A 24,413-nucleotide genomic window follows, 5' to 3' on the forward strand; every position below is an offset into this window, starting at 1 on the left:
AAAAGTAAATGCAGCGGCAGGGGCAATCAAGAGGTAAAACCCTGATTTTCAATAGAAAAAACCTTCTCATTGTAGAGAAAAACCTCCGGAAGAAATTGAGGTTAAAACGTTAAACGGACAGGTAAATGCCTAATTGGGCTAAATATTTTTCTGGATTTCTCCGCGCTCTTTGACCTTAAACTGAGCATCCATAGAATCCAACAACTCTAATTGTGCTTTGGCTTTTTCTGTCTGATCCAGCTTTAAATAAAGCAAGGTCAAAAACCATTTAGATTCTGTTTGAAATTCAAATGCAGTATCTGACAATTGTTCCAACTCGGGAAGTGCCTGCTCGGTATCGCCAGAATTAAGTAGCGCCATGGCGCGGTAGAATTTTAGGTTGATATCATCATGCTGAGCTAAAAGCTGGTCAAAAGAGGCGGCAGCTTGCTCAAATTCACCGTTTTCATAGAATAAAAAGGCATCACTGACCGAGGTAGATTCCGCACCGCGTATCACCGGTTGATATACGTTGGGATAGGTCTCAAAATAATCCTCGTATAAATTGTCTGGGCCACCAAAGAAGAAATTTACCCCCAATGCGATCACTAACACACTTGCTGCAGCATAACGCAACCAAGCTTGGCGATGCCATGGTTTGGTTTCTTTAGAGATCGTTGACTCCAGCCCTTGAAGTTGTGCTTTGAGTGCGTCGTAATCTGCCTTTTTGAAGGCTATATGCATATCCTGATAGCTTTCAAAGGCGGCTTTGAATTCGGCATCCTCTTTCAGCAAACGGTTCACCAATTGGGAATCAGCTTCCGAAAGGCTCTGCTTAAAGTATCCTTGTATTAACTCCTCGTGCTCCATCATTGATCAACTCCCATTAAGGTTTTTAAGTTCTTCATACATCTCGATTTGTGGCTCTTAACAGTATTGACATCCTTGTAATGTGTCTGCTCAACAATTTCACTTATGGTTAAATTCCTAAAGTAAAAAAGCAACAGAACTTCTCTACAGCGCTCTGAGATCTGATTCAACTTTCTGGCCAAGAGTTTTTGCTTCTCATTGAGTTCGGGCTCTACCGGACTCTGCAATTCTTGATCTCCAAAATCAGCTTGCCATCGCAGGTGTCTGTCTTTCAACTTCAAATATCGAAACACTTTGTTCTTCCCTATTCCAAATAGGTAGGTTTTAAGGCTGCTTTGTTGAAGTTGCAACTGCTTGGTTACAAAATTCTGATGCATGGCTATGACGGTATCTTGATAGATGTCCATGGCGTCTGCATCGTCAATCTTATAACGCTTTACATAATTCAGAAACTCGTCCCGGTATAATTTATAGACCTGCTCTAAAGCTGATTTGTCATCGGCTCGCAAGCGGCTTTCCAAGTTTTGGGGATCAGTGTTTCTTTCCACTTAGTAGAAATGAAGTGTTGAAGGTTAACAGTCAATAGCAAATATAATTTTTTTTAGTCGGTGTTAACCTTTTGGTTCATGGGATCACTAAAGCACGTATGCGAGTCCATTGATTTCCCCATCAATACAGCACGAAGTAAACCATCAACTTAAACCAAACATCTAGGAAATATGATTATCAAAAAAGCCTTGTTCGCCCTTGCGAGTCTTGCTATTCTGAGCGCTTGCATGGGAGACCGTAAAACAATCGTTGGGGAAGACTTATCAGACACTTCTTTTGTCAATAAAAATTTTAAAGCCAATGCCATAAACTACACGGAGGGCATGAGTGCTTGTAGTGAATTATCTGCGGATGAGATCGCCCAAATCTATCAAGTCTCGGTCAGTGCGGTTATCATTGATGACCCACTGACCAATCCGCAGCGAAGAGCTACCTCCACCCCCTTGTGCTCTTTTTACATCAAAGCGGGTGCAGACGATTATCAATGGTTGCGCGGCTCAATAAGCGTGGAACGAGAGATCGGTAAAGATGAATTTATGGGCGATGTGGCGGAGGCCACAGGTTCCGGTACCGATTGGAAAGAAGCTTGGAAGCTAAAACAGTCTATGTATGAATCTACCGAGTGGGTGCCCAACTTAGGAATGGCCGCACTTTGGCACGGACAACAAAACACTTTAGAGATCAAATTTGAAGGCTATACCCTAAAGGTACATCCGCTGATGAACAAATCGAACCCACAAGAAGTAGCACTGAATCGCGATTATAAAGCAGCCGCTATTGCAATGGCCAAAAGCGCCGGATTTCTCAACTAAACCATCATCATGAAACCTATATTCTTAAAAGCTTGTACCCTTTTTATGACCCTTTCTCTGCTGAGTTGTTTGGGGGGAGCAGAACAATCAAAATCCGAAGAAGAAAGTACCAACGCTACAGCAAGCAATAACGAAGCTCTTGCTTCAAAAGCTGCTGATCTAGCAGAAACCCTGTGCGAGGAATTCCCAGAGGCACTTATTCTCAAATACAACCCCGACGGTTTGTGTATAGAAAGCGAGCGCGTTGAATACAAACCAGGGGTGTTGGATCACTGTAAGATCAAGCTTTTCTACGGTAAAAAAGACTACGAATTTTATGAAGGACAAGTAGGGGCTTGGGCGCCAAAAACTGAAAATCCTTTATGGCAATACGACCCCAAGCGAAATGCCAATATGTACCACGCAGTGGACGGCCTGGGAGAGAAAGCTGTATTCCTAACAGCGGTCAATCAGCTGCTGATCTTGAAGGACGGAATTATCTATAACATCAATCCTCCGAACAGACGCGGAACCACAACTAATTCTGGAAAAGCGGTTAAAGAGATCGCCATAGAAATGGCAGAACATTACGGGATTTAATTTGATGGGACGTATTATGAAAAAACTAATCCTACCCTTACTGTGTTTGCTGATCAGCGCCGTTACTTCATACGGGCAGCGGTTTGAGCTCATGAACGGTTTTGCTAAAGACATAGCCATAAGTTCAAAAGATGGTAGCATTTACATGATCAACCGTGCGGGTAAGGTGCACAAATACAATGCTGCAGCCCAAAAATTTGAGCCTTTCGGATCGCAGACAAAAGCTGCCTTGAGCATTGCGGTAGATCCCAATGGAATTGTCTATATGGTTTCTACCAATAAGGACGTCCATATCGATGTTAACGGACGATGGAATTTCATTCCTGGCATAAAAACAACAGAAGTACACATTGACAAAAAAGGGAATATCCGCGCTTTAGATTCCAACGGAAACCTGCGCAAGCTCTTTCAAGGCAAGTGGACCATGCAATCCTTGGTGAATAGAAATACTTCTGGATTTAATCAAGTTTTGGGTCAAGACTCTAAAACGCTTTTTGCCCGTTTTAAAGACAATGCCTTCAAACAATTCAAAGGAGGTCAATGGATCAACCTCAACGGAAAACCGCTTAAAATAGCTTTTGATGAAGCGACCAATACGGTTTATGCCGTTGGCAGAAATAAAGGTATTTACCGCTGGAATGCGAGTGCGCAAAAATGGAATTTACTGCAAGGCACCAGAAAAGACCTTATGGATGTAGCGGTTCACAAGGGTCAGATTTGGGCTATTGGCAACATGGGTGATATATACAAATACAACCCGAAAGCCCAACAAATGACTCACGGTAAGTATCGTGTAAGCATCACAAAAATTTGGGCCATGGCGGGTGAAATGACTATAGGTGAAAACATTCGCCTGTATGGAACCATGGGCTTTCGTGTCAACGCAAAGGGAAGTTCGGGCCCAATGGTCCTTGGACCTATTAATGGAACCCCAAGAATGTTTGATCACAATAGGGACTATCCTGTAGCCATTAGCCCAGTTCCCTATTCAGATTTTGAATATAAAAATCCAGGAGAGATCTATGAACTTGTTCTCTACAATGGAGAATATAAGGTACAAGCCTCTCGTGACTTTTTATTTACCAAAGACTTAGATCTATCCTCGATTGTATTTGATTTTCAGGTCGATATGTCTCAAAAACGATTGGTAGACATGAGCTTTGATTGGACCAGGAAACAGGTACGTCTTGAGAATTTGATCCCCAACAAAGAATACTATGTCAGCTTTTCAAAAGTGGCAGGGATAGGTCGCACCAACGTTACCATCGGCTTTAAAATTGAAAAAATAGATTGATTCCAAAACCATCAACTTATGAAAACTCATTACCTAAAAAACAGTCTCTACCTACTTCTGGTTATAATGACCGGCACAGCCTTAGGCCAAAACACCGTACGTGTAAACAGTTCTAGTTTTAAACCAAACTTAGAGGTAGCGCAAGCACAGATCTCAGATCAAACCTTAATGCTAACCTTGATGGAAATTGACAAATACGACTCAAAATTCTTGCAGGATAATTGCGATGAATGTCCCGACGGAAAGGATCTCCTTTTAGAAGTTGATTTTCAACGTGGATTTAAGTTTCCGATCACAGAAAAAGACAGTGTTTATGTAAGGGTGAGTTTGCTTCAAGAAGCTTTAGCAGAAAACGAATTCAATGAGGGACAGATAGAAGATTACAAAAGGAATCGAAACCAAGGGGAGGAAGCCGCATTAGCTAGTAATGCCGATCTGATCAAGAAAAAAGGCATGGAAATCTCCCAACAACTCATGGCAGGGACTATCACCCCAGAGGAGGCAGAAAAACAATTGCTCGCTTTGACTGAAGGTTACACGGAAGCCCTTGACAATTCAACCATTGGGAGTATGGAAACTGAGGAGTACAAAGAGCGCTCTAACTATTCCATCGTTTTTTATAACGATGAAACCATGACGGACCATCAAATGTTCTCAGGGTATTTGTACATCAAACGATTTGACAATGAGCGTTTTGTTGCGGAGTTTCAAGGCGATGGAATTGAACAGTGCGTTGAAAAACGGGCGGCGCGCTCCGCAGAAGATGAAGAGATTTGCGGGCAAACAGAGTCGCAATTCTTGCCAGACGCAAAAGTGCTCAGCGAGGGAGCAAGTTCCATATTCATTGATGTTGCTATTAAAGAATTACTGAACAATAGATAAATTGTTCTCAGCGATTTAAAGACAATTACTATATTGATAAAAACGGACTACGTTGACCAATCCATCATTAAACAGATCTTTGCTTTTAACTCTAATTCTGGGTAGCTGCGGTCTTTTCTTGTTTTGGAGTTCAACGAGTTTTGAACCCAATTTAGCAACGCCTGTCCAAGTAGAAAGTAGCGTGAATGGTCTGGATAGCCTGGCTAAAAAGACCATGGAAACCTATGTGAGTGGTGCTTTTGCAACAGTCATTGAAGCTACAGATTCTATTCTGCCAAAACAGACTGCTCTAAATGAAAAAGACAGTCTGAGCTTAGCGAACATCTATCTGGTTCGTGCCATGAGTTTTAGACATCTTTACAAATCCGAAAAAAGTCTGCATGCTGCGCAGCAGGGACTACTGTTTTGTACAAAATCACTAGAGGGAAACAAGTTAAAAGCCAAACTCTATAACAGTAAAGCTTGGGCAGAAATTGACTTGAACTATTACAATAAAAGTCGCAAGAGTATTCTGAGTTCTTTGGAGCTTCTCAACCAAGAAGATGACCCCAACAATTTATACCTAGTAGGGGGGTATATTCTCGCTTCTACTTTAGAGGCATACTACGGTGACAAAGATGAGGCGCAGCGTTATTTAAGACTTGCAGAACGCATCTACTTTGAAGATCAAGAGAATATTGAAAAAGAACGGCGTGGGATCTATAGAAATTACGACCGTTTGGAGGTCATGCTCCCATACCGGAAAGCCTATAATCTTTGGAAACTGGGAACCTCTACTGCAGACAGTATACAGCTGGAAGCCACTATTGATCGTTTGCAAGAAATTCGTCAAAGTGCAGCCTTTGTCAAAGAGTACGAAAGTCAATATTACACTACAGCCTTAAATCATGCTGCAGATTGGTTTATTAGTCGCGTGGTGGATTCTTTGGTCACTCCAGCAGAGATTGAGCGGGCGAGAAAGTTACTGAATGAAGCCATTAATTTGGTGGAGCGGGAAGGTTATAACGGCCCAATTATGAGCTTCAAATACAACAAGACCAAAGTTCTTGCCCTTGCGGGAGAACACCAAGAGGCCGATGCTCAGATCACCGCGCTTTTGGAAAGCTTGTCACAAACCGATCCAAGAAGACCCTTTTTCTATGCGCAGAAAGGACTCATTCAGGCGCTGAAAAAAGAAAAAGACAGCTGCATTGCATACTTCTACAAAGCCATGAGCTTGGCCCACAGCAGCGATACGATACTGGCCAAGGATTATAGTAATTACAGCCCGAGTACCGTATTTGGGCATACAGACATGATGGTCAAGATCGCGGCCAAATTGGACGAATTCTACCCCAAGGATACCGTAGTTTCTCAGCAAGTAGCCAAACTGTATCAAGGTGCCCTCAAACAATTCAAGGCGAGCTATGCAGACAAAGCCTTTAACACCAAATACAACCAAACTTTACGACTGATATTAGACGGTATTTTAGAGCTGAAAAATCGTGGGTTTGGTCTGGAAGACATACGCTTGCAAGAGATCATCAACGAATCAGAAACCATAAGAAATCAATTAGCCTGGAAGCAATTCAATCAAAATAGATATACCAATTATCTGCCCAACCTAGACTCCTTAACCAAGCGCAGCGTAAGACTCCGAACACAATTGGTCAAAGCCAAACAAAGTGATGCCACCCGAAGTGCAGACTCTATTGAGCAATTGATCCGAGGACATCAACGCGTGATCAAAGAAGAGTTTCCCAATTTAGATCTATTGAGTAATTCTAAATTCTCCATAGCGCAACAACAGAGTACCATGAAGGCTGATGCGTTGATCTTGAAATATATTTTTCTTAAAGATAAACTGGCCCTATTCTCCATTTCTAAAGACGATATCAATGTCGATATAAAACCATGGAGGTCAGAAGAGAAAGCACTACTGGATCGCTTTGTAGATAATCTCAAAACGCAACAATACGATAAAGAATTAGCGCAAGATCTCAGCGAGATGCTTTTGCCTGAAATCAATGCCTACAGTCAGCTGATCATCAATCCAGATGGGGAATTGTTCCAATTGCCCTTTGAGGTTTTAAATTCCGATGATGGCTATCTTTTTGAAGAATTTGCCATTAGCTATACCTCCAATCTTAAGTTTATCGATGCACAAGCCTCTCAAAATACCGCTTCTGAAGAATTGGCCATTTACGTCCCGAATTATGATGACACCTCAGCAATGAGTTTGACGCGCAGTCAGTCTTCTGTTTTGGTTGGCGCCCAAAAGGAGGCCCGTACCATTGGAAACCTGTTCAGCGGCAAAGTGTATGATGAAAGTAGCTTGAACAAAGAAGCTTTCATCACCACTTCTACCAATGCGCGAATGCTGCATTTGGCCATGCACGCAGAGGTCAATAACGACCAACCCGAACTCAGTAAATTTATTTTTAACAGCTCCGAGAATGATGATGACCACTTATACCTCGAGGAGATCTACGGAATGAGTCTAGGCGCAGAATTGGCCGTACTGAGCGCTTGTAATACAGGCCTAGGCAAAGAGAATGCAGGTAGAAGTTTTGAATCTTTTCAACGTGCTTTCACCTTTGCGGGAGTTCCTGCTACCGTAGCGAGTCTTTGGGAAGTTCCAGATCAGGCAACAGGACAGATCATGGTGGAATTCTATCAAAACTTAAAAGCGGGTAAAACTAAATCCGAAGCACTCAAATTGGCCAAAGAGAGCTTTTTAGCTCAGCACCGTGGCACGAAACTCGCCCAACCTTATTACTGGGCAGGATTTGTTATTTACGGCAATGACGATGCGATAAATACTGCCGCAAATAACACCCTTTGGTATACAATTGCTGTGCTACTCTTTTTAGGAATTCTAGTTTTTTGGTTGCTGAAAAGACGAACCCAAGCCCAACTATAACAACTCGTTCTCCAGGGCTATTTTGATGATCCCCACACTGTTCTTCGCCCCGAGTTTACTCATCAAATTCATACGATGGGTCTCTGATTTTAGTAGGTGTAAACAATCCTATCCAGAACAATAGACGAAGACTTATCAGCGTCAATACAGTCGGCACTAAACCTCTAAATATGGAATAGAAACTGGCCAAGGGATCCAAAAGTTCCTGCTTTGATACTTCTGAAAATAGCAGTTCTCCGTAGGGCTGCGCCTCATAGAAACAGGCCATTAAAAGATTGTATCCCATATGAAATCCGAGTCCTAAATACATGGAGCGCGTTTTAGAGAACGCATAGGCCCATACATAACCCGTTAAACCCGTGATAACAATCACGTAAGCAATGAGTATCCAACGATCCTCCAATATCCCGTAGGAGAACACGTGATAGACCCCAAAACAAACTGCGGATATCCACAAGGCCCATTGCGAGCCCAATCGCGTTAAAAGAATATAAAGCAAAGCGCCTCTAAAGACCAGATCTTCGGTCAGTGCGGAACGCCAATGATAATACAAGGCCTGGACAAAGGTTTTGAAATCAAATTCGGTGCTTTCCCATTGGACGGATTGTACAGCAGTTTCAATTCCAATAAGGATCAGACAGCTTAGCACTAAAATTATCAAACCAAGACCAAACTGTAGTAGTCGGTCTTTACTGGGAATTAACCCAAGCGCATTTAAATTCTTCTCCTCAAATAGGTATAGGAGTCCCCAAGAGATCAGTAGTAAGACTAATAATCCAAGCATATTAATTGACTATGTGATGTGTGTTATTGGTTCTTTTTTTTGAGGAAGTGAATGGACAGTGGATAGTAATAGGTTCCAGATTCCATAGCTGAGAGCGTAGAACGAATAGAGAACACCAAAGCAATAAGCGCAATGAATCCGGTTATGAAAAAGTTATGCCCTGGAAATGCAAAGAACAGTAAAAGTGACAATAGTAGCAACAGACTCATACTTGCGTGAAAATTGATCACCGCACGGCCGTGAGTGTCATAAATAGGATTTTGATCGGCCTTATTGATCCAAATAAACAAAGGAAATAAAACATTGGCTAGCGGAATAATCAATCCAAAAAATGGAGAAGCGTGAAGCAATAGCATCCACTTGCGATTGATGGGTTCTTCCTGGGGATTGTCCAAAACCAATAGATCATCAACCTCAACCTCTAAGCCAACCGCGAGAAGTTTTACGGTCTGTAAATGCGGTTGCACTTCACCTTTTTCAATACGTTGAATGGTACGTACACCCACGGTAGTTCTATCTGCCAACTCGTCTTGGGTATAGCCTTTGAGTTTTCGGTGATACAGGAGGTTTTCTTTTAGACTTGCTCGTTTCATACTTTGTTTGTTGATACTGCAAATGTAAGCGGAACTGCTGGTAATTTACCCGCCATTTAAATGTCACCTAGCTGTCATCTATTGTATTTATGGGGGATTCAGACGATTTTAAAGCTTTTATAAGTTGATGAGTTCATTTCTTCTATGGCCAACTTTATTGTTCGGAATAATTCAGACAATAAAAATGGAATTTATGATGCGGGTGTTTTTGTAATTATTGGAACTTGATCTTTTATCGTTTAATGATTCTTTGTGAGCTGCTGCCGTGATCAGTTTCTAACAACAGATAATACACTCCTGGAGCTAAGGCGGTTAAATCTACCGTGAGATTTTGCAGTGAGGTTTCCATTTTTTGACCGAGAAGATTGAATACATCCGCGGTATTTATGCTCACATAATCTGGCATGTTTAAGGTGATATAATCTTGTGTCGGATTTGGATAAACGGCCAAATCAAAACGAGCATTATCTACAACAGAAAGTATGGTCAAGTTTTCATACCAAGCTATTTTGTCGTCTCCTCTTGAAGCCGAGAGCACGTCCATATCGCCATCACCATCAAGATCGGCTGCATAAACTTTACGAGCTTCTAAAGCATTGGAAGTTATTACAGTCTCAGGGCCAAAATCGCCTAAACCATCTAGGTTTTCAAACCAAGATACTTTGTTATCTGCCAAACCTGAAGTAGCCAGGATATCAATATCTCCATCTTCATCCAGATCTGTTGGATATACGGACCAGGCGTCAAGGGCAGAAGGCGAAAGCAACTGTTGTGGACCAAAAGCTCCTAAGCCATCAATATTTTCATACCAAGCAATTTGAGAATCCAAGGCAGAAGATGAAACTACGTCCAAATCATCATCACCATCGATATCTATTGCAAAGACATCCGAAGCACCATTTTCATCGGTCACAATGATTTGAGCTGGACCAAAATCACCTAAACCGTCAAGATTCTCTTGCCAAACTACAAATCCATCAGAATAAGAAGTAGCGATAAGGTCTAGATCGTCATCCCCATCAAGATCGCCTAAAAAGACGCCGTAGGCCGCAAATAAATTAAGTGCCACCTCAGGAGGTCCAAAATTTCCTAAACCATCTAAGTTTTCAATTTTAAGAATACGTCCATCCGTAACGGAACTAAAAACCACATCAAGATCATCATCGCCATCAAAATCGGCTACATAAAGGGCATTTGGGGTAAAGGCGCTTGAGATTATCTGTCGAGGTCCGAAGCTACCAGATCCATCTAAATTCTCAAACCAAGCGACCTCATTAATATCATTTGCCAAAGCAACAATATCCTGGGCGCCATCTCCATTGATGTCTGCGGCAATTACAGCCCAAGCACCAAAAAATGTGTCCGTAATGACGATCTCCGAACCAAAATTTCCAAATCCGTCCACATTTTCATACCAAGCAAGTTTATGGTCAAAACGGGAGGCTGACAGCACATCTTGATCTCCATCACCATCTAAATCGGCCGCAAAAACACCCATAGCGCGATCCGCGTTTGTTGAAATAATTTGTTCAGGCCCTATCTGGCTAAAAGTTGTTTGCAAGCATCCAAAGGCAAACAAAAAAAGTAATCTTTTTTTCATAACTATCAGTTTAAAGTCACATCCCAATTCCTGGAATTGTATAATTAGAATTTGTTTCTAATCAAACTAGGTTGAATACCCAACAAAGAGGTAAACCCCTATAGTTATTCATCCCCTTTCCTATACTTTCGTTGCGCAAAAGACTGGTTTGTTACCCGCATATATTGGCTTTCTTTAGAAATTGCAACCAATTTCTCTTCGCATAAAAAAACCCGACCAAAATAGGCCGGGCTTTATATATTGGGGAGTCAAATATTATATAGATACCGTATCGGAAATATGAATGCTTCGTGAGGAGCTACCAATTTTTATGGTGTAGTCCCCTTTTTCTACCACCCAATCAGAAAGGGCTTCATCCCAATAGGCAAATTCTTGAATAGAAACTTTAAGATTTAGCGTTGCGGAAGCTCCAGGTTCCAATAAGGCTGTCTTTTCAAAAGCCTTAAGTTCCTGAATTGGTCGGTCTATACCTGAATCTTCTTTGGCGATATATAATTGAACCACTTCCTTACCGGAAACCTCACCGACATTGGTCACGGTAAAGGTAACTGACAGCTGGTTTGCGTCTAAAGTCATTTCTGGTTCTGAATACTCAAAAGCTGTATAGGAAAGGCCATAACCAAAAGGATAGGAAACGTCGATATCGTTCTTATCAAAATGTCGGTAGCCTACATAGACTCCTTCATCATATAATGTATAATCTTCATTTTTAATCTGATCGGCTTTGTCCTTTACACCAGAATTGGTCATAAAACTCATCAAATCTATCGGCTTGCCTTCCAAAGGGAAATTATTGTGAGATGCATGGTCCGTTACCGCAATTGGAAAAGTCATGGGTAATTTTCCACTTGGGTTTAATTTACCCACTAAAATATCTGCAGTTGCATTACCCCCTTCTTGTCCGCCTTGCCAAGCTAGCAAGATCGCATCGGGGAGGCCCTTCCAAGAAGCAGTCTCAATGACTCCACCAATATTGAGCACTACGATCACTTTTTTATCTAAGCCACCAAATACCTCTTTGGTGTTCGCAATCATTTGTTGTTCCAAGCTGCTGAGTTGAAAGTCGTCTTCTACAACGCGGTCTCCACCTTCTCCACTGTTTCTGCCAATAGTAATTATGGCCACATCACTCTTAGCAGCTATTTCTTCTAGTTGTGCTTTAGAATATTGAATTTCTGGAGCGTCGTATGGAGTCAACATTGCGTCAAGGCCTTCTAGCTTTTTAAAGGCTTCCAAATTTTTGGCCTTATGAGATTCGAATAGGAGTTTTGCGTCGGCATTAATGGGGAATCCCGCATTTTTCAAACCCTCTTCCAAAGAAACCGTGTAGGCCTCGTTGACATCTCCGGAGCCCGTTCCGCCTGCGATAAAGTCATAAGAGGTGATCCCCAAAAGAGCCACACGAGAACTTGTATTGAGCGGCAGTACCGCATCGTTCTTAAGCAGCACCATACCTTCTGCGGCAGCATTGCGCGTGATCTGCGCGTGCGCCTTGAGGTCTGGATTGTCACTGTATTGATAATTACTCATCTTTTTAGAATTCAAGACGAGTTTAAGAATACGACCTACGGCTCTATCAATGGTAGCTTCAGATAGCGTTCCTTCTTCATAACCCTTGGTCAAAGCCTTCCATTGTTTGTTCGTACCGGGTTCTAAAAGGTCGTTTCCAGCGCTGACCATGGCCACGGCGTCATTGCCACCAAACCAATCAGACATAACCAAGCCTTCAAAGCCCCATTCAGATCGCAAGACATCAGTCAATAATTCTTCGCTTTCGGCTACATAAGTACCATTGACTAGATTATAAGAAGACATAATCGTCCATGGCTGAGACTCCTTTACAATGATTTCAAAGCCTTTTAGGTAGATCTCGCGCAAAGCGCGTTCGGAAACAAGAGCATCGTTAAAGTTCCTGTTGGTCTCCTGATTGTTTACCACAAAATGCTTTACGGAAGTGCCGACTCCATTGGATTCAATTCCATTGACCATCGCTGCACCAATGTGTCCGGTAAGGAAGGGGTCTTCTGAATAATATTCAAAGTTGCGTCCGCAGAAGGGGTGACGGTGTAAATTGGTTCCCGGGCCTAAGATCACATCCACGCCGTATTCAAGGGCTTCTGTTCCCATGGCATCACCCACATTGTAAACCAGATCCTTGTTCCAAGTAGATGCGAGTAAGGTGGCAATAGGAAAGGCCGTACAGTAATAGGTTCTGTCCTCCCCTTCTCGCTCGGCAGCGATCCGGAGTCCGGCCGGGCCGTCTGAAAGATAGATTGTTGGTAATCCCAATCGCGGAGTGGGTACAATGGTTCCAACGGCTCCCGGAATAGCCGAATAATCATCTTGACCTATGGCGGAAGCAATTCCTGAACCTTTTAGCAGGTGAATTTTTTCTTCGAGGGTCATTTGTTCTAATAGATCCGCAATCCGAGCATTTATAGGGTTGTTGGGATCTTCATAAATATCGAGTTTACCATTGCTGTTCCGATCCAAAAAGGTCTGGCCATTGACTACAATTTCATCAAAACTGGTTCGCTCTCTATAATCGTCTTCAAAATCTAAGAATGTCGCTTTGAGATACATCCAGCCTGCAACCGCAACGATTACAACTAAAAGCAGCAGAACACCTAATACCTTTAGCGATTTTTTGAGCCATTTTTTCATTGTTGATCTTATTGTGTCAATATGACACAAAAGTAATGAAATTTATAGAAGGGCACTTATGCTGAGTTCGAGTCCAAGTTCACTCCATAAAAAAACCCGATCATTTCTGATCGGGTCTTGACTTCCGCTCCTCCACTTGGACTCGAACCAAGGACACCCTGATTAACAGTCAGGTGCTCTAACCAACTGAGCTATGGAGGAATTTCGCTAAGCGGAGGCAAATATAAATTTATTTTTATTCCACTACAAGCAAATTATACTTTTTTCTATCCGAAAATCGCGCGGTAAAGGTCATTACCATTGGCAAACAGAACCAAAGCGATCAAAAGGATGAATCCGATCATCTGTGCGTACTCCATAAACTTGTCGCTCGGTTTTTTTCCAGAGACGATCTCATAGAGTAAAAACATCACGTGTCCACCATCTAAAGCAGGGATAGGTAGGATGTTCATAAAGGCCAAAATAATCGAGATGAGTGCGGTATTAAACCAGAAGGCTGTCCAGCTCCAAGTCCCTGGGAACAGGTTTCCAATGGCTCCAAATCCACCGATCTGTGTGGCTCCTTCTTTGGTGAAGACATACTTGAACTGCTTCACGTAGTCCACTAAAATGTTGTATCCAAAAACGGTTCCGCCGCTTAGGCTTTCCCAAAAGCTGTATTTGAGTTGCTTGAACTTGCCGTCGTATTCCTTCCCGTAGTTATTAATCCCTGCTTTGCACTTGTCGTTAGGCGTTACGCTAAAGGTTTGTTGTTGTCCGTTTCGGTCTACAGTAATGGCTACCTCTTTCCCAGCGTTTCCTGCAACATTTTCCTGAACCATTTTCCAAGTCACTGTTTTCACGTCATTTACCGCAACGACCACATCACCTTTTTGCAAACCTGCAACGGCTCCTGGAAGCTCTGGAAGTACCGTATCAATAACGGGTTCTCTCCAACGGTTAAATGGGTTGGTATCGCCTGATTTAAACATGCGCATTCCAATATCTTCTGGCAGGCTGATGGTTTGCTCAGTTCCATTGGCATGGGCCACAGTAATATTATTTACGTCACGCAAAAAGATATAGCGGTTCAGATCTCCAAGGTCTTTGAAATCCTCTCCGTTCACTTTTAGGATCTGATCTCCGTCTTGAAATCCGAGGTCTTTAAAACTTTGGGCTACAGAGAATCCTTTTGGCGCCAATTCTTGAGTCACTATGCGCTCTCCATTGACGTAAAAGATCCCGATATAGATCAAAACCCCAACAATGATGTTCACGGTCACACCACCCACCATAATGATCAAGCGTTGCCAAGCCGGCTTGGAACGGAATTCCCAAGGTTGTGGTGGTTGCGCCATCTGTTCTTTGTCCATGGATTCGTCTATCATTCCAGAGATCTTGACGTATCCGCCCAAAGGAAGCCATCCGATACCGTAAACGGTTTCACCGATCTTCTTTTTGAAAAGGGAATATTTTATATCGAAAAACAGGTAGAACTTCTCTACGCGTGTTTTAAAGAGTTTGGCAGGTATGAAGTGACCCAGCTCGTGCAGTACGATCAGTATGGATAAACTCAAGAGTAGCTGCGCGGCTTTGACCCAAAATTCGCTCATTGCTTAAAATTTAGAGGACAAAAGTAACCTATTCGGGCCGCTTTAGAAAATGCTGCCGCTTCGGGAAAGGCCTTGACACTTAATTTTTAACGCATTTTTATCATTGCGGACTCACATTTGCTTTTTCAAAGTTAAAATCCACAAAAACAAGCCTTGGAATTGTGGGGTCTAAAGCGGCGGTTGTACCTTTGTAAAAAGGAATTTTATATGCTTCAATTCTTTGCGAAATACAAGTTTTTTGGTTTGGTATTGCTGATCTTATCCGCACTGATCATCACCATTATGTATCGCGCTTTAAAGCCCAAGGATCGTTTACAAATCATAGAGCCAGTCAGTGTTGCAGAAGAATTGGTAGATCCCAGCATGCAATTCGTCAAGAAATATCACGGCATTCCAGATTTTAAATTGCTCAATCAAAACGGAGACACTATCACTCAAGCAGATTATGAGGATAAGATCTACGTTGCGGACTTCTTTTTTACTACCTGCGCTACCATTTGCCCAATCATGACGGATCATATGGTGCAAATTCAAGAGGCGCTGGGTGGCGATCCAATGGTGAAGTTGCTTTCACATTCTGTTACTCCAGAGATCGATTCGGTTCCGCAGTTAAAAAAGTACGCGCTTGAAAAAGGCGTGAACGACTCGGTTTGGAATTTAGTGACTGGAGATCGTGAACAGATCTACAATTTGGCCCGAAAGGCATATTTCGCCGCAAAGAAAGATGCTGTTGGTGAATACGGCATGATCCACACGGAGAATTTTGTGCTCATCGATAAGGAAAAACGCCTTCGCGGTTATTACGATGGTACCGATCCGGAGGATATCGAACAATTATTAGAGGATATTGAGATCCTAAAATCGGAATATTAGAAAAACCACCTTTTTACTTTTGGATGCGATGTATATGTGGTATTTTTGTTGTTTAAAATCAATCTAAATAAGCGCAATGCCCACCATAGCTCATCTCAACCGCGGTCAAAAGGGAATCATCAAGGACTTTCCCATCGAGACCGTTCCGCTCAAGCTTTTGGAAATGGGTTGCCTTCCGGGAATGGAAGTAGAACTGGTTCAGTTAGCGCCATTTAACGATCCGCTTTACCTCAACATCAACGGAAGTCACTTGGCGATCCGCAGAGAAACAGCGCTTCAAATAGAAATCGATCTGCTGAGCTAATGGCCAAACAATTCAATGTTGCGCTCATTGGGAATCCCAATACTGGTAAGACGTCTGTCTTTAATCAACTGACTGGCCTCAATCAGAAAGTAGGGAACTATCCTGGAATTACCGTAGAAAAGAAAGAAGGAACCTGCAAACTTCCTAGAGGTGTAAAAGCCCATGTATTGGACTTGCCGGGAACCTACAGCCTCAATGCGTCTTCCTTAGATGAGAATGTGGTTATTGAGCTTTTGCTCAACAAGAACGACAAGGATTTTCCAGATGTGGCTGTTGTAGTTGCAGACGTGGAAAACCTCAAAAGAAATTTACTGCTCTACACGCAGATCAAGGATTTGGGCATCCCGACCATTCTTGCTATCAATATGGCCGATAGGATGAAGCGCAAGGCCATTTCCTTAGACATTCCCAAGCTAGAAAAAGCCTTAAAGACCAAAATTGCACTGATCAGTTCTAGAAAGAACCAAGGCTTTGATGAGCTCAAAGAGCTCATTTTAAATTACCGAGAGCTTTCTACAGAACCCTGCATGGATGCCTTGACCTTTGCACCGGAGTATTTTGATCGCCTCAAAAAAGCCTTCCCAAACCAAGATTTGTACAAGTTGTGGTTGGTGATCACTCAAGACGTCAACTTTGGAAAAATTGAACGCAATAACTCAGACCTGATAGCTACCTTTAAAACAGAGTCTGACAGCAACCTGAAAAGGATGCAGCAACGGGAGACCATTAAGCGTTATCAGTTCATCAATGAAGTGCTAAAAGAAGTCTTAGTTGTTGACACAGCCAACGCTAAGGATCTGCGCAGCAGAATGGACCGCGTATTGACACATCGCGTTTGGGGTTATGTGATCTTTTTGGCCATACTGGCCATTATATTTCAGACGATCTTTGAATGGGCTAGCTACCCTATGGATTTCATTGACGAGAGTTTTAGCTCCCTGAGTGAATGGATCAAAACCAGCATGCCTGCTGGCGATTTTACCAATTTATTGGCAGAAGGTATCGTTTCTGGATTGGGCGGAGTGGTTATCTTTATCCCGCAGATCGCCTTTCTGTTTTTATTTATATCCATCTTAGAAGAAAGCGGCTATATGAGTCGTGTGGTCTTCCTTTTAGACCGCAGTATGCGACGGTTTGGACTTAGCGGAAAAAGTGTTGTTCCTTTAGTATCAGGAACGGCTTGTGCCATTCCAGCAGTTATGGCAACCCGAAACATTGAAAACTGGAAGGAGCGATTGATCACAATTCTTGTGACTCCTTTTACCACCTGCTCTGCGCGTCTGCCCGTTTATGTGATCATCATTTCATTGGTGATTCCAGACGAAAAGCTCTGGGGCGTTTTCAATTATCAAGGCCTGACTTTGCTATGTTTGTATATCCTCGGGTTTGCGGCGGCTATTGGATCTGCCTATGTTTTAGACAAGATCCTAAAGATGCAGTCAAAAAGCTTTTTTGTAATTGAAATGCCCAATTACAAGGTTCCCATGCCGCGTAACGTACTCACCACCGTTTTTGAAAAGACCAAGACCTTTGTGGTTGATGCCGGTAAGATCATTTTAGCCATTTCTATTGTGCTTTGGGTGTTAGCTTCTTATGGTCCTGGCGACTTTAATAAAGCCGAAGAGATCGTGATGCAGGAAAACATCAATAATGGTCTCACGGAACAAGAACTCGAGGCAGAGATTGCTTCCTTTAAGCTGGAGAACTCCTATATCGGAATCATGGGAAAAGCCCTAGAACCAGCTGTAAAACCTTTGGGCTACGATTGGAAGATCGGGGTTGCTATTATAAGTAGTTTTGCTGCGCGAGAAGTATTTGTCGGTACGCTGGCTACTATTTATAGCGTGGGGAGCGAGGAAGAAGAGCCAATTAGAGATCGAATGGCTGCGGAGGTAGATAGCATGGGTAAACCCATTTACAACTTTGCTAGTGGTATCTCCCTGTTACTCTTCTACGCTTTTGCTATGCAGTGTATGAGTACTCTCGCAGTAGTTAAAAAAGAAACGAACTCTTGGAAGTGGCCCATGTGGCAACTCGCTGCAATGTCAGTAATTGCGTATATTACAGCATTAATAAGCTATCAAATCTTAAAATAAGATGATTCAACAAACACTTGTGCTTATTGTTTTTTCTTTTGCAGCAGGTTACTTGCTGAAGAAGTTTGTGTGGAATCCTATTTTTGAATCCCGAAGAAAGACCACAGCCGGCACCTTAGACGGTGGCAAAACCAAATGTGGCAATAAAGACTGCGGCTGTCACTGATCTTGATAGATCCACAACTCTAAACAGTATTCTCTATCCTCAAATTTCTGCGTAGATAAAGGATATGGTGTCAATTTCCCAACCACAACACGAAGTCCATTGTCCCGTTCCAAAACCACCGGATGAATTAGATGTTGTTCACTAGCATCCACGCGGATCTTTACGATTTGCTCCTCGCCGTCATTCAAAATAAGTCCTACCTCAACGTCTGCCCATCCGGCCATAACGCATTGCGCGTCGCTGGGGCAACGAGAATCCATTAAAACTTGTTTGAAGCTGAACTGCATGTCCATGGCCGAATCGGAATCTCCGACCTTGAGTTGCACTTTTTCTAAAGAATCCTCTTGAGCCATAGTCAATGTGGTACTAAGCAATATTAAAAGGGTTGTTATCAATCTCATACACAAGTGTACTAAAAAATCGTGCCAAAACCCTATCCTCTAAATAGAAAGAAGTCTTTTTTGAGGTGTTCAATATGCTCGTCTTTATTAGTAAGGATATACTCCAAAGCGAGATCTGTGAACTCTTTGCCTTTGTCGGTAAGGGATACCAACTGATCCTCTACCGTGATCATATTGTTCTCTAAGGCGAGCTTAACCACCGCTTCTGAACGTACTTTTTGCCAATTAATATGTTCATTGAGGTGGTTGATGTGTCTTTCTGATTCTTCCTGGTGATTATTCAGGTGAAGCAAGAAGGTCAGCAACGATACCTCTATGCGCTGCTGGCGTTTTCTGTACAAGACCGCAATGATTCCCTTGTTTGGAGCAAACCAATAGACCAGCAAAAAGATAAATCCTAAAACTGCGGTAATGGAGCCCGCAATGGAAGCATCTAATAAATGGGCCAACCAATATCCTCCTATTGCCGCGCTAATTCCAAAAATCACGGACAGCCAGAGCATCTTTTTGAGATCATGGGTAAGCAAATAAGCCGTGGCTGCCGGAGCGATCATCAAAGCCACCACCAAAATTGCGCCCACAGCGTCAAAGGCGCCAACCACGGTAATGGAAGACACAGACATCAGCCCGTAATGCAAGACTACCGGTGAAAAACCCAGCGCCGCCGATAGACCAGCATCAAAGGTGCTTACTTTTAATTCTTTAAAAAAGGCCCACAATAATCCCAAGGTGATCAGTAAAATAATACCCATTACCCATAATGATTTTGGACCTAAATCCATCCCGCTCACGAGCAAGCGGTCAAAAGGCGCAAAGGCCAATTCGCCAAGCAAAACAGCATCGACATCCATATGGACATCACTGGCATTGCGAGAGATCATCAGCACGCCAATGCTGAAAAGCGCTGGGAAAACCAATCCAATAGCGGTATCCTCTTTAACCAGTCCAGTTTTTTGAATGAACTCTACGAGCACCACGGTAATCACACCGGTTACAGCAGCCAAAAGTATAAGCCAAGGTGAGTTTAGATCATGTGTTAAAAAGAAGCCAAGTACTATTCCTGGCAAGATGGAATGAGAGATCGCGTCACTGATCAAGGCCATTTTGCGCAGAACCAAAAAGACTCCTGGAATGGCGCAAGCCACAGCTACGACTGCAGCAATTAACTGTATTTCTATCTGTGGCGTGCTCATGTTTGACTGTATAGATTTTCGGCTTCCTCATAACCCAAAGCGGTCATGGACCACATGGTTCCGTCTAGGGTCACCCATTTTTTATCTACCATTTGCTGCAAAGTCTTTCTAGTAAATCCTTGGAAATTATTCAGGATCTTCACTGCGTGAGGATGTGAAATGTCTTCATGCGTTTTGGCAATGGAATACATGAATTGCAAGGTCTTTTTAAGTTCCAATTCACGTCGATTTTTTTGAAAACGGATCTCTCTAAAGAGCAAACCTCGTCCGGGAGAGAACACAAAAGAGATCAGTACAAAAAAGGCCGCAACCAAAACGATCACCGGTCCCGTAGACAGATTGCTTTGGGTGGCAGAGATCGCCGTTCCGAACACCCCAGAGAATGCCCCGAAAAAGGCTGCCAAACCAATCATCACACTAAGTTTGTTGGTCCACTGTCTCGCTGCAGCGGCTGGCGCCAAAAGCATGGCGCTCATAAGCACTACCCCAACCGTTTGAAGCCCAATGACAATAGCAATAACAATGAAAAAGGTGATCAGCGTATCTATAAATCGCGTGTTAAAGCCAAGTGTTTTGGTGTAATCTGCATCAAACAAAAGCAATTTGAACTCCTTCCAAAACAGTAGGAGTATAAAGAGCGAAACTGCCGTGATGGCCACCATGATCCAAACGTCCGAGGCTACTAAAGTGGCTGCTTGTCCAAAGAGGTATTTGTCTAAACCTGCTTGATTTGCGTTAGGAAGCTTCTGAATATACGTGAGCAAGAGCATTCCCAATCCGAAGAACAATGAAAGTACCAAGCCAAGGGCAGTATCGGCCTTTAGGTGTGTGTTCTTAACCATTCCCCGAATCCAGAAGGCACCCAACAATCCACTGATCAAGGCTCCAATAAGGAGCACATTGCTGTCTTTGGCTCCTGTAAAGAGAAAGGCCAAAGCAATTCCGGGAAGTGCTGCGTGTGAGATCGCGTCGCCTAAAAGGCTCTGTTTTCTCAGTACTGCAAAGCTGCCCAACATACCAGTAACAGCACCCAATATGGCCGTACCCAGGGTAATGACTCCAAGGGTGTAATCCGTGAATAGCAGTTCAAAATACTCTCCTAAACTCATTGTTGTAGGCTCACTTTATAGTTGATTCCGTAGGTCTTGGTCAGGTTATCATCATTAAAGATGGTAGAAACCGGCCCAGTTGCAATTTTCTTGACATTCAAGAAGGTCACCCAATCAAAATATTCGGGAACCGTTTGCAAATCATGATGTACCACAATTACGGTCTTGCCCGTTTTACGCAGCTCTTTTAATATATTGACGATGGCCTTTTCTGTAGTGGCATCTACCCCTTGGAAGGGTTCGTCCATAAAATAGATGGCTGCATTTTGCACCAAGGCTCGAGCCAAGAATATACGTTGTTGTTGCCCTCCAGAAAGTTGAGAGATCTGCCTGTTCTTAAAAGGAAGCATCCCCACTTTTTCAAGAGCTTCTAAAGCTGCTTTCTTCTGAGCTTTTCCCGGGCGTTTTATCCATCCCAAACTGCCGTAGGTTCCCATCATGACCACATCTAAGGCCGTAGTTGGAAAATCCCAATCCACGCTGCCTTTTTGAGGCACATAAGCGACCTTTTGGCGTTGGTCCTCATAGGGTTTGCCGTAGATCCCGATACTCCCGGCAATGGGATCAATAATTCCTAAAATAGCCTTGATTAAAGTTGACTTTCCGGCTCCGTTCGGCCCAACGATCGCCATCAAAACACCTTCTGGGATAGCCAAGTCAATATCCCACAAAACCGGTTTGTAATTGTAGGCTACCGTAAGGTCATCAACACTAACTGCGATCTTTTCCATTACTTCAATCCTTTTACAATGGTGTTCACATTAGATAAGAACATCCCAATGTATTCACCTTCATCTGTGCCAGCAGACCCTAAAGCATCAGAATAAAGTGTTCCGCCAATTACAACTTCAAAATCTTTAGCACGCACCGCGGCTTGCAAAGCTTCAATGGTTCTTTGGGGTACTGAACTCTCCACAAAAATGGCCTTGATCTGCTTCTCAATGATGAAGTCCGCCAAGCGTTGTACGTCCTGAACACCCGCCTCCGTGGCAGTACTGAGGCCCTGCAGCCCAACTACTTCAAATCCGTAGGCCTGTCCAAAATAATTAAAAGCATCATGAGCCGTGACTAAATAGCGTTTTTCTTCTGGCAAACTACTGATGATCTGTTCTACCACATCTTTGAGGTTGTTTAGATCTTCAATGTAAGCTGCGTAATTGGCTTCATAATACGCCTTACTCTCTGGGTCCAAAGCAACCAGCTCATCTTTAAGCACAGTAGCAATACGGCGCCAATAAGTAATGTTGAACCAAACATGCGGGTCATAGTTGGAAGCGAAATACTCAGACTCTAGCAAGACCAAGGGATCCAAAGTTTCTGCTAGGGCTACAGTCTTAATATTTTGAGCCTGCATCTTTTCAAAGACCTCTCCCATCTTTCCTTCTAAGTGAAGGCCGTTGTAAAGGATCAAATCCGCATTAAATAACTTAGAAACATCTCCTTCACTCGCCTTATACAAGTGAGGATCTACTCCACTTCCCATGAGTCCTTGTACGTCAATGGAGTCTTTCCCGATCTGGCGCGCCAGATCACTGATCATTGTGGTGGTGGCAACAACGTTTGGTTTGGAGTCGTCCACACCTTCGTTTTTACAACTTACCAAAGCCAGTAGCAAGAGCGCTAATACAATTAATCTTTTCATCTATTTCTTGTTTCTAAGGTCTAAACGGTAGCTCAAACCAGCACTTATTAATAATTCTTGATCGCTTCTGATCCCACTGCCGATGGTTGCATCCAACTGCAGATCATCATTGACCAAGTAGGTAATTCCAGCATCCCAAAGGTGATTGGGACCGCTGTCTTCTGGGAGTTCTCCATAGAGCTCTACATAGGCTCCAAAAGCATCAGTTATGGCATAGCCATAGGCAATGGTATATACATATTCTGCCTCTGGACTATCACCGCCCCATTGCGCTCCTAAATTATAAGACAGGCTAGAACGTTCACTCAAAGTATGACCAAAGGAAAATCTAAAATCAACCCCAGTATATTCTGGTTTGTAATCGCGTCCTGCAGTAAAGGGTAAAAAAACGTGACCGATCAAACCAATATCTGGCAATAGACCATTCTCTTGAGCAATGGCAACTTTAGCTCCGAGCAAGAGTGGATCCAATCCGCTGAGGACATCTTCAAGTTCCATATCGTTTAAAGAAAAACGTGTTTCCGTGAAATTCCACCCCAAGCGCAATTCCATATTGTCCAAAATTCCATAACGCACCAACATGGTGTTGAACGTAGTTGATTCTGTGGTAAGGCCGCTATTTTCCTCTCTGGTAAAAAAGGCGCCGGTCTCAAACTGTACAAAACCAACTGGAACCGTGTTTGGTGATTCGGTGGCGTCTGGACGATCTGTGATCAAAGGACCCAGGCCAGTATCATCTTGAGCGTACATTGAGCTCGCCGAGATCATCAGGGTTAAAACAAAAAGGGTTTTTTTCAATTTCATGATTTGATTAGGGTTACGTATATATTGTTCGCAATTTCTTTAGTTAAAAACAGGGTTGTCTCACCAACCTTTACCGTGAGTGCTCCGGTAAATGGTTCAGCTTCTTGAACGTTTAGCTTGGAACCGATACCGATATTGTTCTTACTGAGGTATTTCAGAAAATCATCGGACGCTGATTTCACACCGATACAGGTTGCAGACTGATTGGCCTCAAGCTGTCCCAATAGTTTTTTATCACGGCGTTTGATGTTGCCTTCAGAATCTGGAATAGGATCTCCGTGCGGGTCATATTGCGGATTGCCTAAGAAATCATCCAGACGATTCACCAATTCTTGAGACTGAATATGCTCGAGTTGTTCAGCAAGATCATGAACCTGATGCCATTTGAATTGAAGCTTCTCCACTAGGAACACTTCCCAAAGACGATGTTTCCTTATAATTCGTAAGGCGGTTCGGGTTCCCGAATCCGTTAAACTTACTCCTTTGTACTTTTTGTAGGTCAGCAGATCCTTATCTGCCAACTTCTTAATCATGTCTGTCACAGAAGAGGCCTTGGTCTGCATGCGCTCTGCAATTGCATTGGTACTGACTTCCGCGGTAGCCTGCTGCTCTAAATGGTAAATAGCCTTCAAATAATTCTCTTCAGAGAGACTGTACATCGACAATATATTTTATACAAAGGTAAATATATTTTTAGACTTGTCTAAATTATAGCTTCTTACACA

22 protein-coding genes and 1 tRNA gene are annotated in these 24,413 nt (G+C 42.9%); 8 read left to right on the forward strand and 15 right to left on the reverse strand.

The annotated features are described in order from the left end of the window. Positions 1-138 precede the first annotated feature (138 nt). Positions 139-852: a hypothetical protein gene (locus POW22_RS01515; protein ID WP_272830675.1), complete on the reverse strand. Its 714-nt coding sequence runs from the start codon at positions 850-852 to the stop codon at positions 139-141. Then, positions 849-1,397 (reverse strand): RNA polymerase sigma factor, encoded by a 549-nt coding sequence (locus tag POW22_RS01520; protein WP_272830677.1) that lies wholly within the window; start codon positions 1,395-1,397, stop codon positions 849-851. Before POW22_RS01520 ends, POW22_RS01515 begins: the two co-directional genes overlap by 4 nt. Before the next feature lie 171 nt (positions 1,398-1,568). On the opposite strand from POW22_RS01520, the gene POW22_RS01525 reads away from it, so the two are divergent. The 5 genes from POW22_RS01525 (at position 1,569) to POW22_RS01545 (ending at position 7,867) form a co-directional block, all read left to right on the forward strand. After that, a complete protein-coding gene (locus POW22_RS01525) occupies positions 1,569-2,210 on the forward strand; it encodes a hypothetical protein (RefSeq protein WP_272830678.1) in 642 nt (213 codons plus the stop codon). Positions 2,211-2,219: 9 nt separating this feature from the next. Next, positions 2,220-2,789 carry a hypothetical protein gene (locus POW22_RS01530; RefSeq protein WP_272830679.1) on the forward strand — a complete coding sequence of 190 codons (570 nt, stop codon included), beginning with the start codon at positions 2,220-2,222 and terminating at the stop codon, positions 2,787-2,789. Between the two features lie 16 nt (positions 2,790-2,805). After that, the gene (locus tag POW22_RS01535; protein WP_272830680.1) at positions 2,806-4,083 is read left to right on the forward strand and encodes a tectonin domain-containing protein; all 1,278 of its coding nucleotides are present in this window, start codon (positions 2,806-2,808) and stop codon (positions 4,081-4,083) included. A gap of 18 nt (positions 4,084-4,101) precedes the next feature. Further along, on the forward strand, positions 4,102-4,965 hold the full coding sequence (locus POW22_RS01540) for a hypothetical protein (RefSeq protein WP_272830681.1): 864 nt from the start codon (positions 4,102-4,104) through the stop codon (positions 4,963-4,965). Positions 4,966-5,044: 79 nt separating this feature from the next. Next, positions 5,045-7,867 (forward strand): CHAT domain-containing protein, encoded by a 2,823-nt coding sequence (locus tag POW22_RS01545; RefSeq protein WP_272830682.1) that lies wholly within the window; start codon positions 5,045-5,047, stop codon positions 7,865-7,867. 55 nt (positions 7,868-7,922) lie between these two features. Here the strand turns inward: POW22_RS01545 and POW22_RS01550 are convergent, their stop codons facing one another. From POW22_RS01550 to rseP, 6 genes are all read right to left on the reverse strand, one after another. Then, the gene (locus POW22_RS01550) at positions 7,923-8,651 is read right to left on the reverse strand and encodes a CPBP family intramembrane glutamic endopeptidase (protein WP_272830684.1); all 729 of its coding nucleotides are present in this window, start codon (positions 8,649-8,651) and stop codon (positions 7,923-7,925) included. Between the two features lie 23 nt (positions 8,652-8,674). Beyond that, positions 8,675-9,244, reverse strand: coding sequence for a helix-turn-helix domain-containing protein (locus POW22_RS01555; RefSeq protein ID WP_272830686.1), 570 nt, complete (start codon positions 9,242-9,244; stop codon positions 8,675-8,677). A 232-nt stretch (positions 9,245-9,476) separates the two neighbouring features. Continuing rightward, positions 9,477-10,844: a T9SS type A sorting domain-containing protein gene (locus tag POW22_RS01560; RefSeq protein WP_272830687.1), complete on the reverse strand. Its 1,368-nt coding sequence runs from the start codon at positions 10,842-10,844 to the stop codon at positions 9,477-9,479. A gap of 255 nt (positions 10,845-11,099) precedes the next feature. Continuing rightward, complete coding sequence (locus tag POW22_RS01565) at positions 11,100-13,508, reverse strand: glycoside hydrolase family 3 C-terminal domain-containing protein (RefSeq protein ID WP_272830688.1); 2,409 nt, start codon at positions 13,506-13,508, stop codon at positions 11,100-11,102. A gap of 127 nt (positions 13,509-13,635) precedes the next feature. Beyond that, a tRNA-Asn gene (locus tag POW22_RS01570) sits at positions 13,636-13,709 on the reverse strand. A gap of 65 nt (positions 13,710-13,774) precedes the next feature. Beyond that, positions 13,775-15,100, reverse strand: a complete 1,326-nt coding sequence (gene rseP, locus POW22_RS01575; protein ID WP_272830690.1) for an RIP metalloprotease RseP — start codon at positions 15,098-15,100, stop codon at positions 13,775-13,777. A 207-nt stretch (positions 15,101-15,307) separates the two neighbouring features. Here rseP and POW22_RS01580 point away from each other — a divergent pair, with 207 nt between their 5' ends. From POW22_RS01580 to feoB, 3 genes are all read left to right on the forward strand, one after another. Then, complete coding sequence (locus POW22_RS01580; protein ID WP_272830692.1) at positions 15,308-15,973, forward strand: SCO family protein; 666 nt, start codon at positions 15,308-15,310, stop codon at positions 15,971-15,973. Between the two features lie 76 nt (positions 15,974-16,049). After that, positions 16,050-16,277 carry a FeoA family protein gene (locus POW22_RS01585; protein ID WP_272830693.1) on the forward strand — a complete coding sequence of 76 codons (228 nt, stop codon included), beginning with the start codon at positions 16,050-16,052 and terminating at the stop codon, positions 16,275-16,277. Next, a complete protein-coding gene (gene feoB, locus POW22_RS01590; RefSeq protein ID WP_272830694.1) occupies positions 16,277-18,373 on the forward strand; it encodes a ferrous iron transport protein B in 2,097 nt (698 codons plus the stop codon). The genes POW22_RS01585 and feoB overlap by 1 nt, the downstream gene beginning before the upstream one ends. Before the next feature lie 159 nt (positions 18,374-18,532). Here feoB and POW22_RS01595 read toward each other — a convergent pair whose 3' ends face one another. From POW22_RS01595 to POW22_RS01625, 7 genes are read right to left on the reverse strand one after another with little or no spacing between them, the layout of a single operon-like run. Further along, positions 18,533-18,940, reverse strand: coding sequence for a hypothetical protein (locus POW22_RS01595; protein WP_272830696.1), 408 nt, complete (start codon positions 18,938-18,940; stop codon positions 18,533-18,535). A 32-nt stretch (positions 18,941-18,972) separates the two neighbouring features. Then, positions 18,973-20,133 carry a metal ABC transporter permease gene (locus POW22_RS01600; RefSeq protein ID WP_272830697.1) on the reverse strand — a complete coding sequence of 387 codons (1,161 nt, stop codon included), beginning with the start codon at positions 20,131-20,133 and terminating at the stop codon, positions 18,973-18,975. Continuing rightward, entirely contained in the window at positions 20,130-21,242 is a 1,113-nt protein-coding gene (locus tag POW22_RS01605; protein ID WP_272830698.1) for a metal ABC transporter permease, read from the reverse strand. The genes POW22_RS01600 and POW22_RS01605 overlap by 4 nt, the downstream gene beginning before the upstream one ends. Then, positions 21,239-21,973 carry a metal ABC transporter ATP-binding protein gene (locus tag POW22_RS01610; RefSeq protein ID WP_272830700.1) on the reverse strand — a complete coding sequence of 245 codons (735 nt, stop codon included), beginning with the start codon at positions 21,971-21,973 and terminating at the stop codon, positions 21,239-21,241. Before POW22_RS01610 ends, POW22_RS01605 begins: the two co-directional genes overlap by 4 nt. Beyond that, on the reverse strand, positions 21,973-22,884 hold the full coding sequence (locus tag POW22_RS01615; RefSeq protein WP_272830702.1) for a metal ABC transporter solute-binding protein, Zn/Mn family: 912 nt from the start codon (positions 22,882-22,884) through the stop codon (positions 21,973-21,975). Before POW22_RS01615 ends, POW22_RS01610 begins: the two co-directional genes overlap by 1 nt. After that, positions 22,885-23,688 carry a transporter gene (locus POW22_RS01620; RefSeq protein ID WP_272830703.1) on the reverse strand — a complete coding sequence of 268 codons (804 nt, stop codon included), beginning with the start codon at positions 23,686-23,688 and terminating at the stop codon, positions 22,885-22,887. It lies immediately after the preceding gene. Beyond that, the gene (locus tag POW22_RS01625; RefSeq protein ID WP_272830704.1) at positions 23,685-24,347 is read right to left on the reverse strand and encodes a metal-dependent transcriptional regulator; all 663 of its coding nucleotides are present in this window, start codon (positions 24,345-24,347) and stop codon (positions 23,685-23,687) included. The genes POW22_RS01620 and POW22_RS01625 overlap by 4 nt, the downstream gene beginning before the upstream one ends. Positions 24,348-24,413 lie beyond the last annotated feature (66 nt).

Source organism: Gilvibacter sediminis, from assembly GCF_028561565.1.
Classification (GTDB): Bacteria; Bacteroidota; Bacteroidia; order Flavobacteriales; family Flavobacteriaceae; genus Gilvibacter; species Gilvibacter sediminis.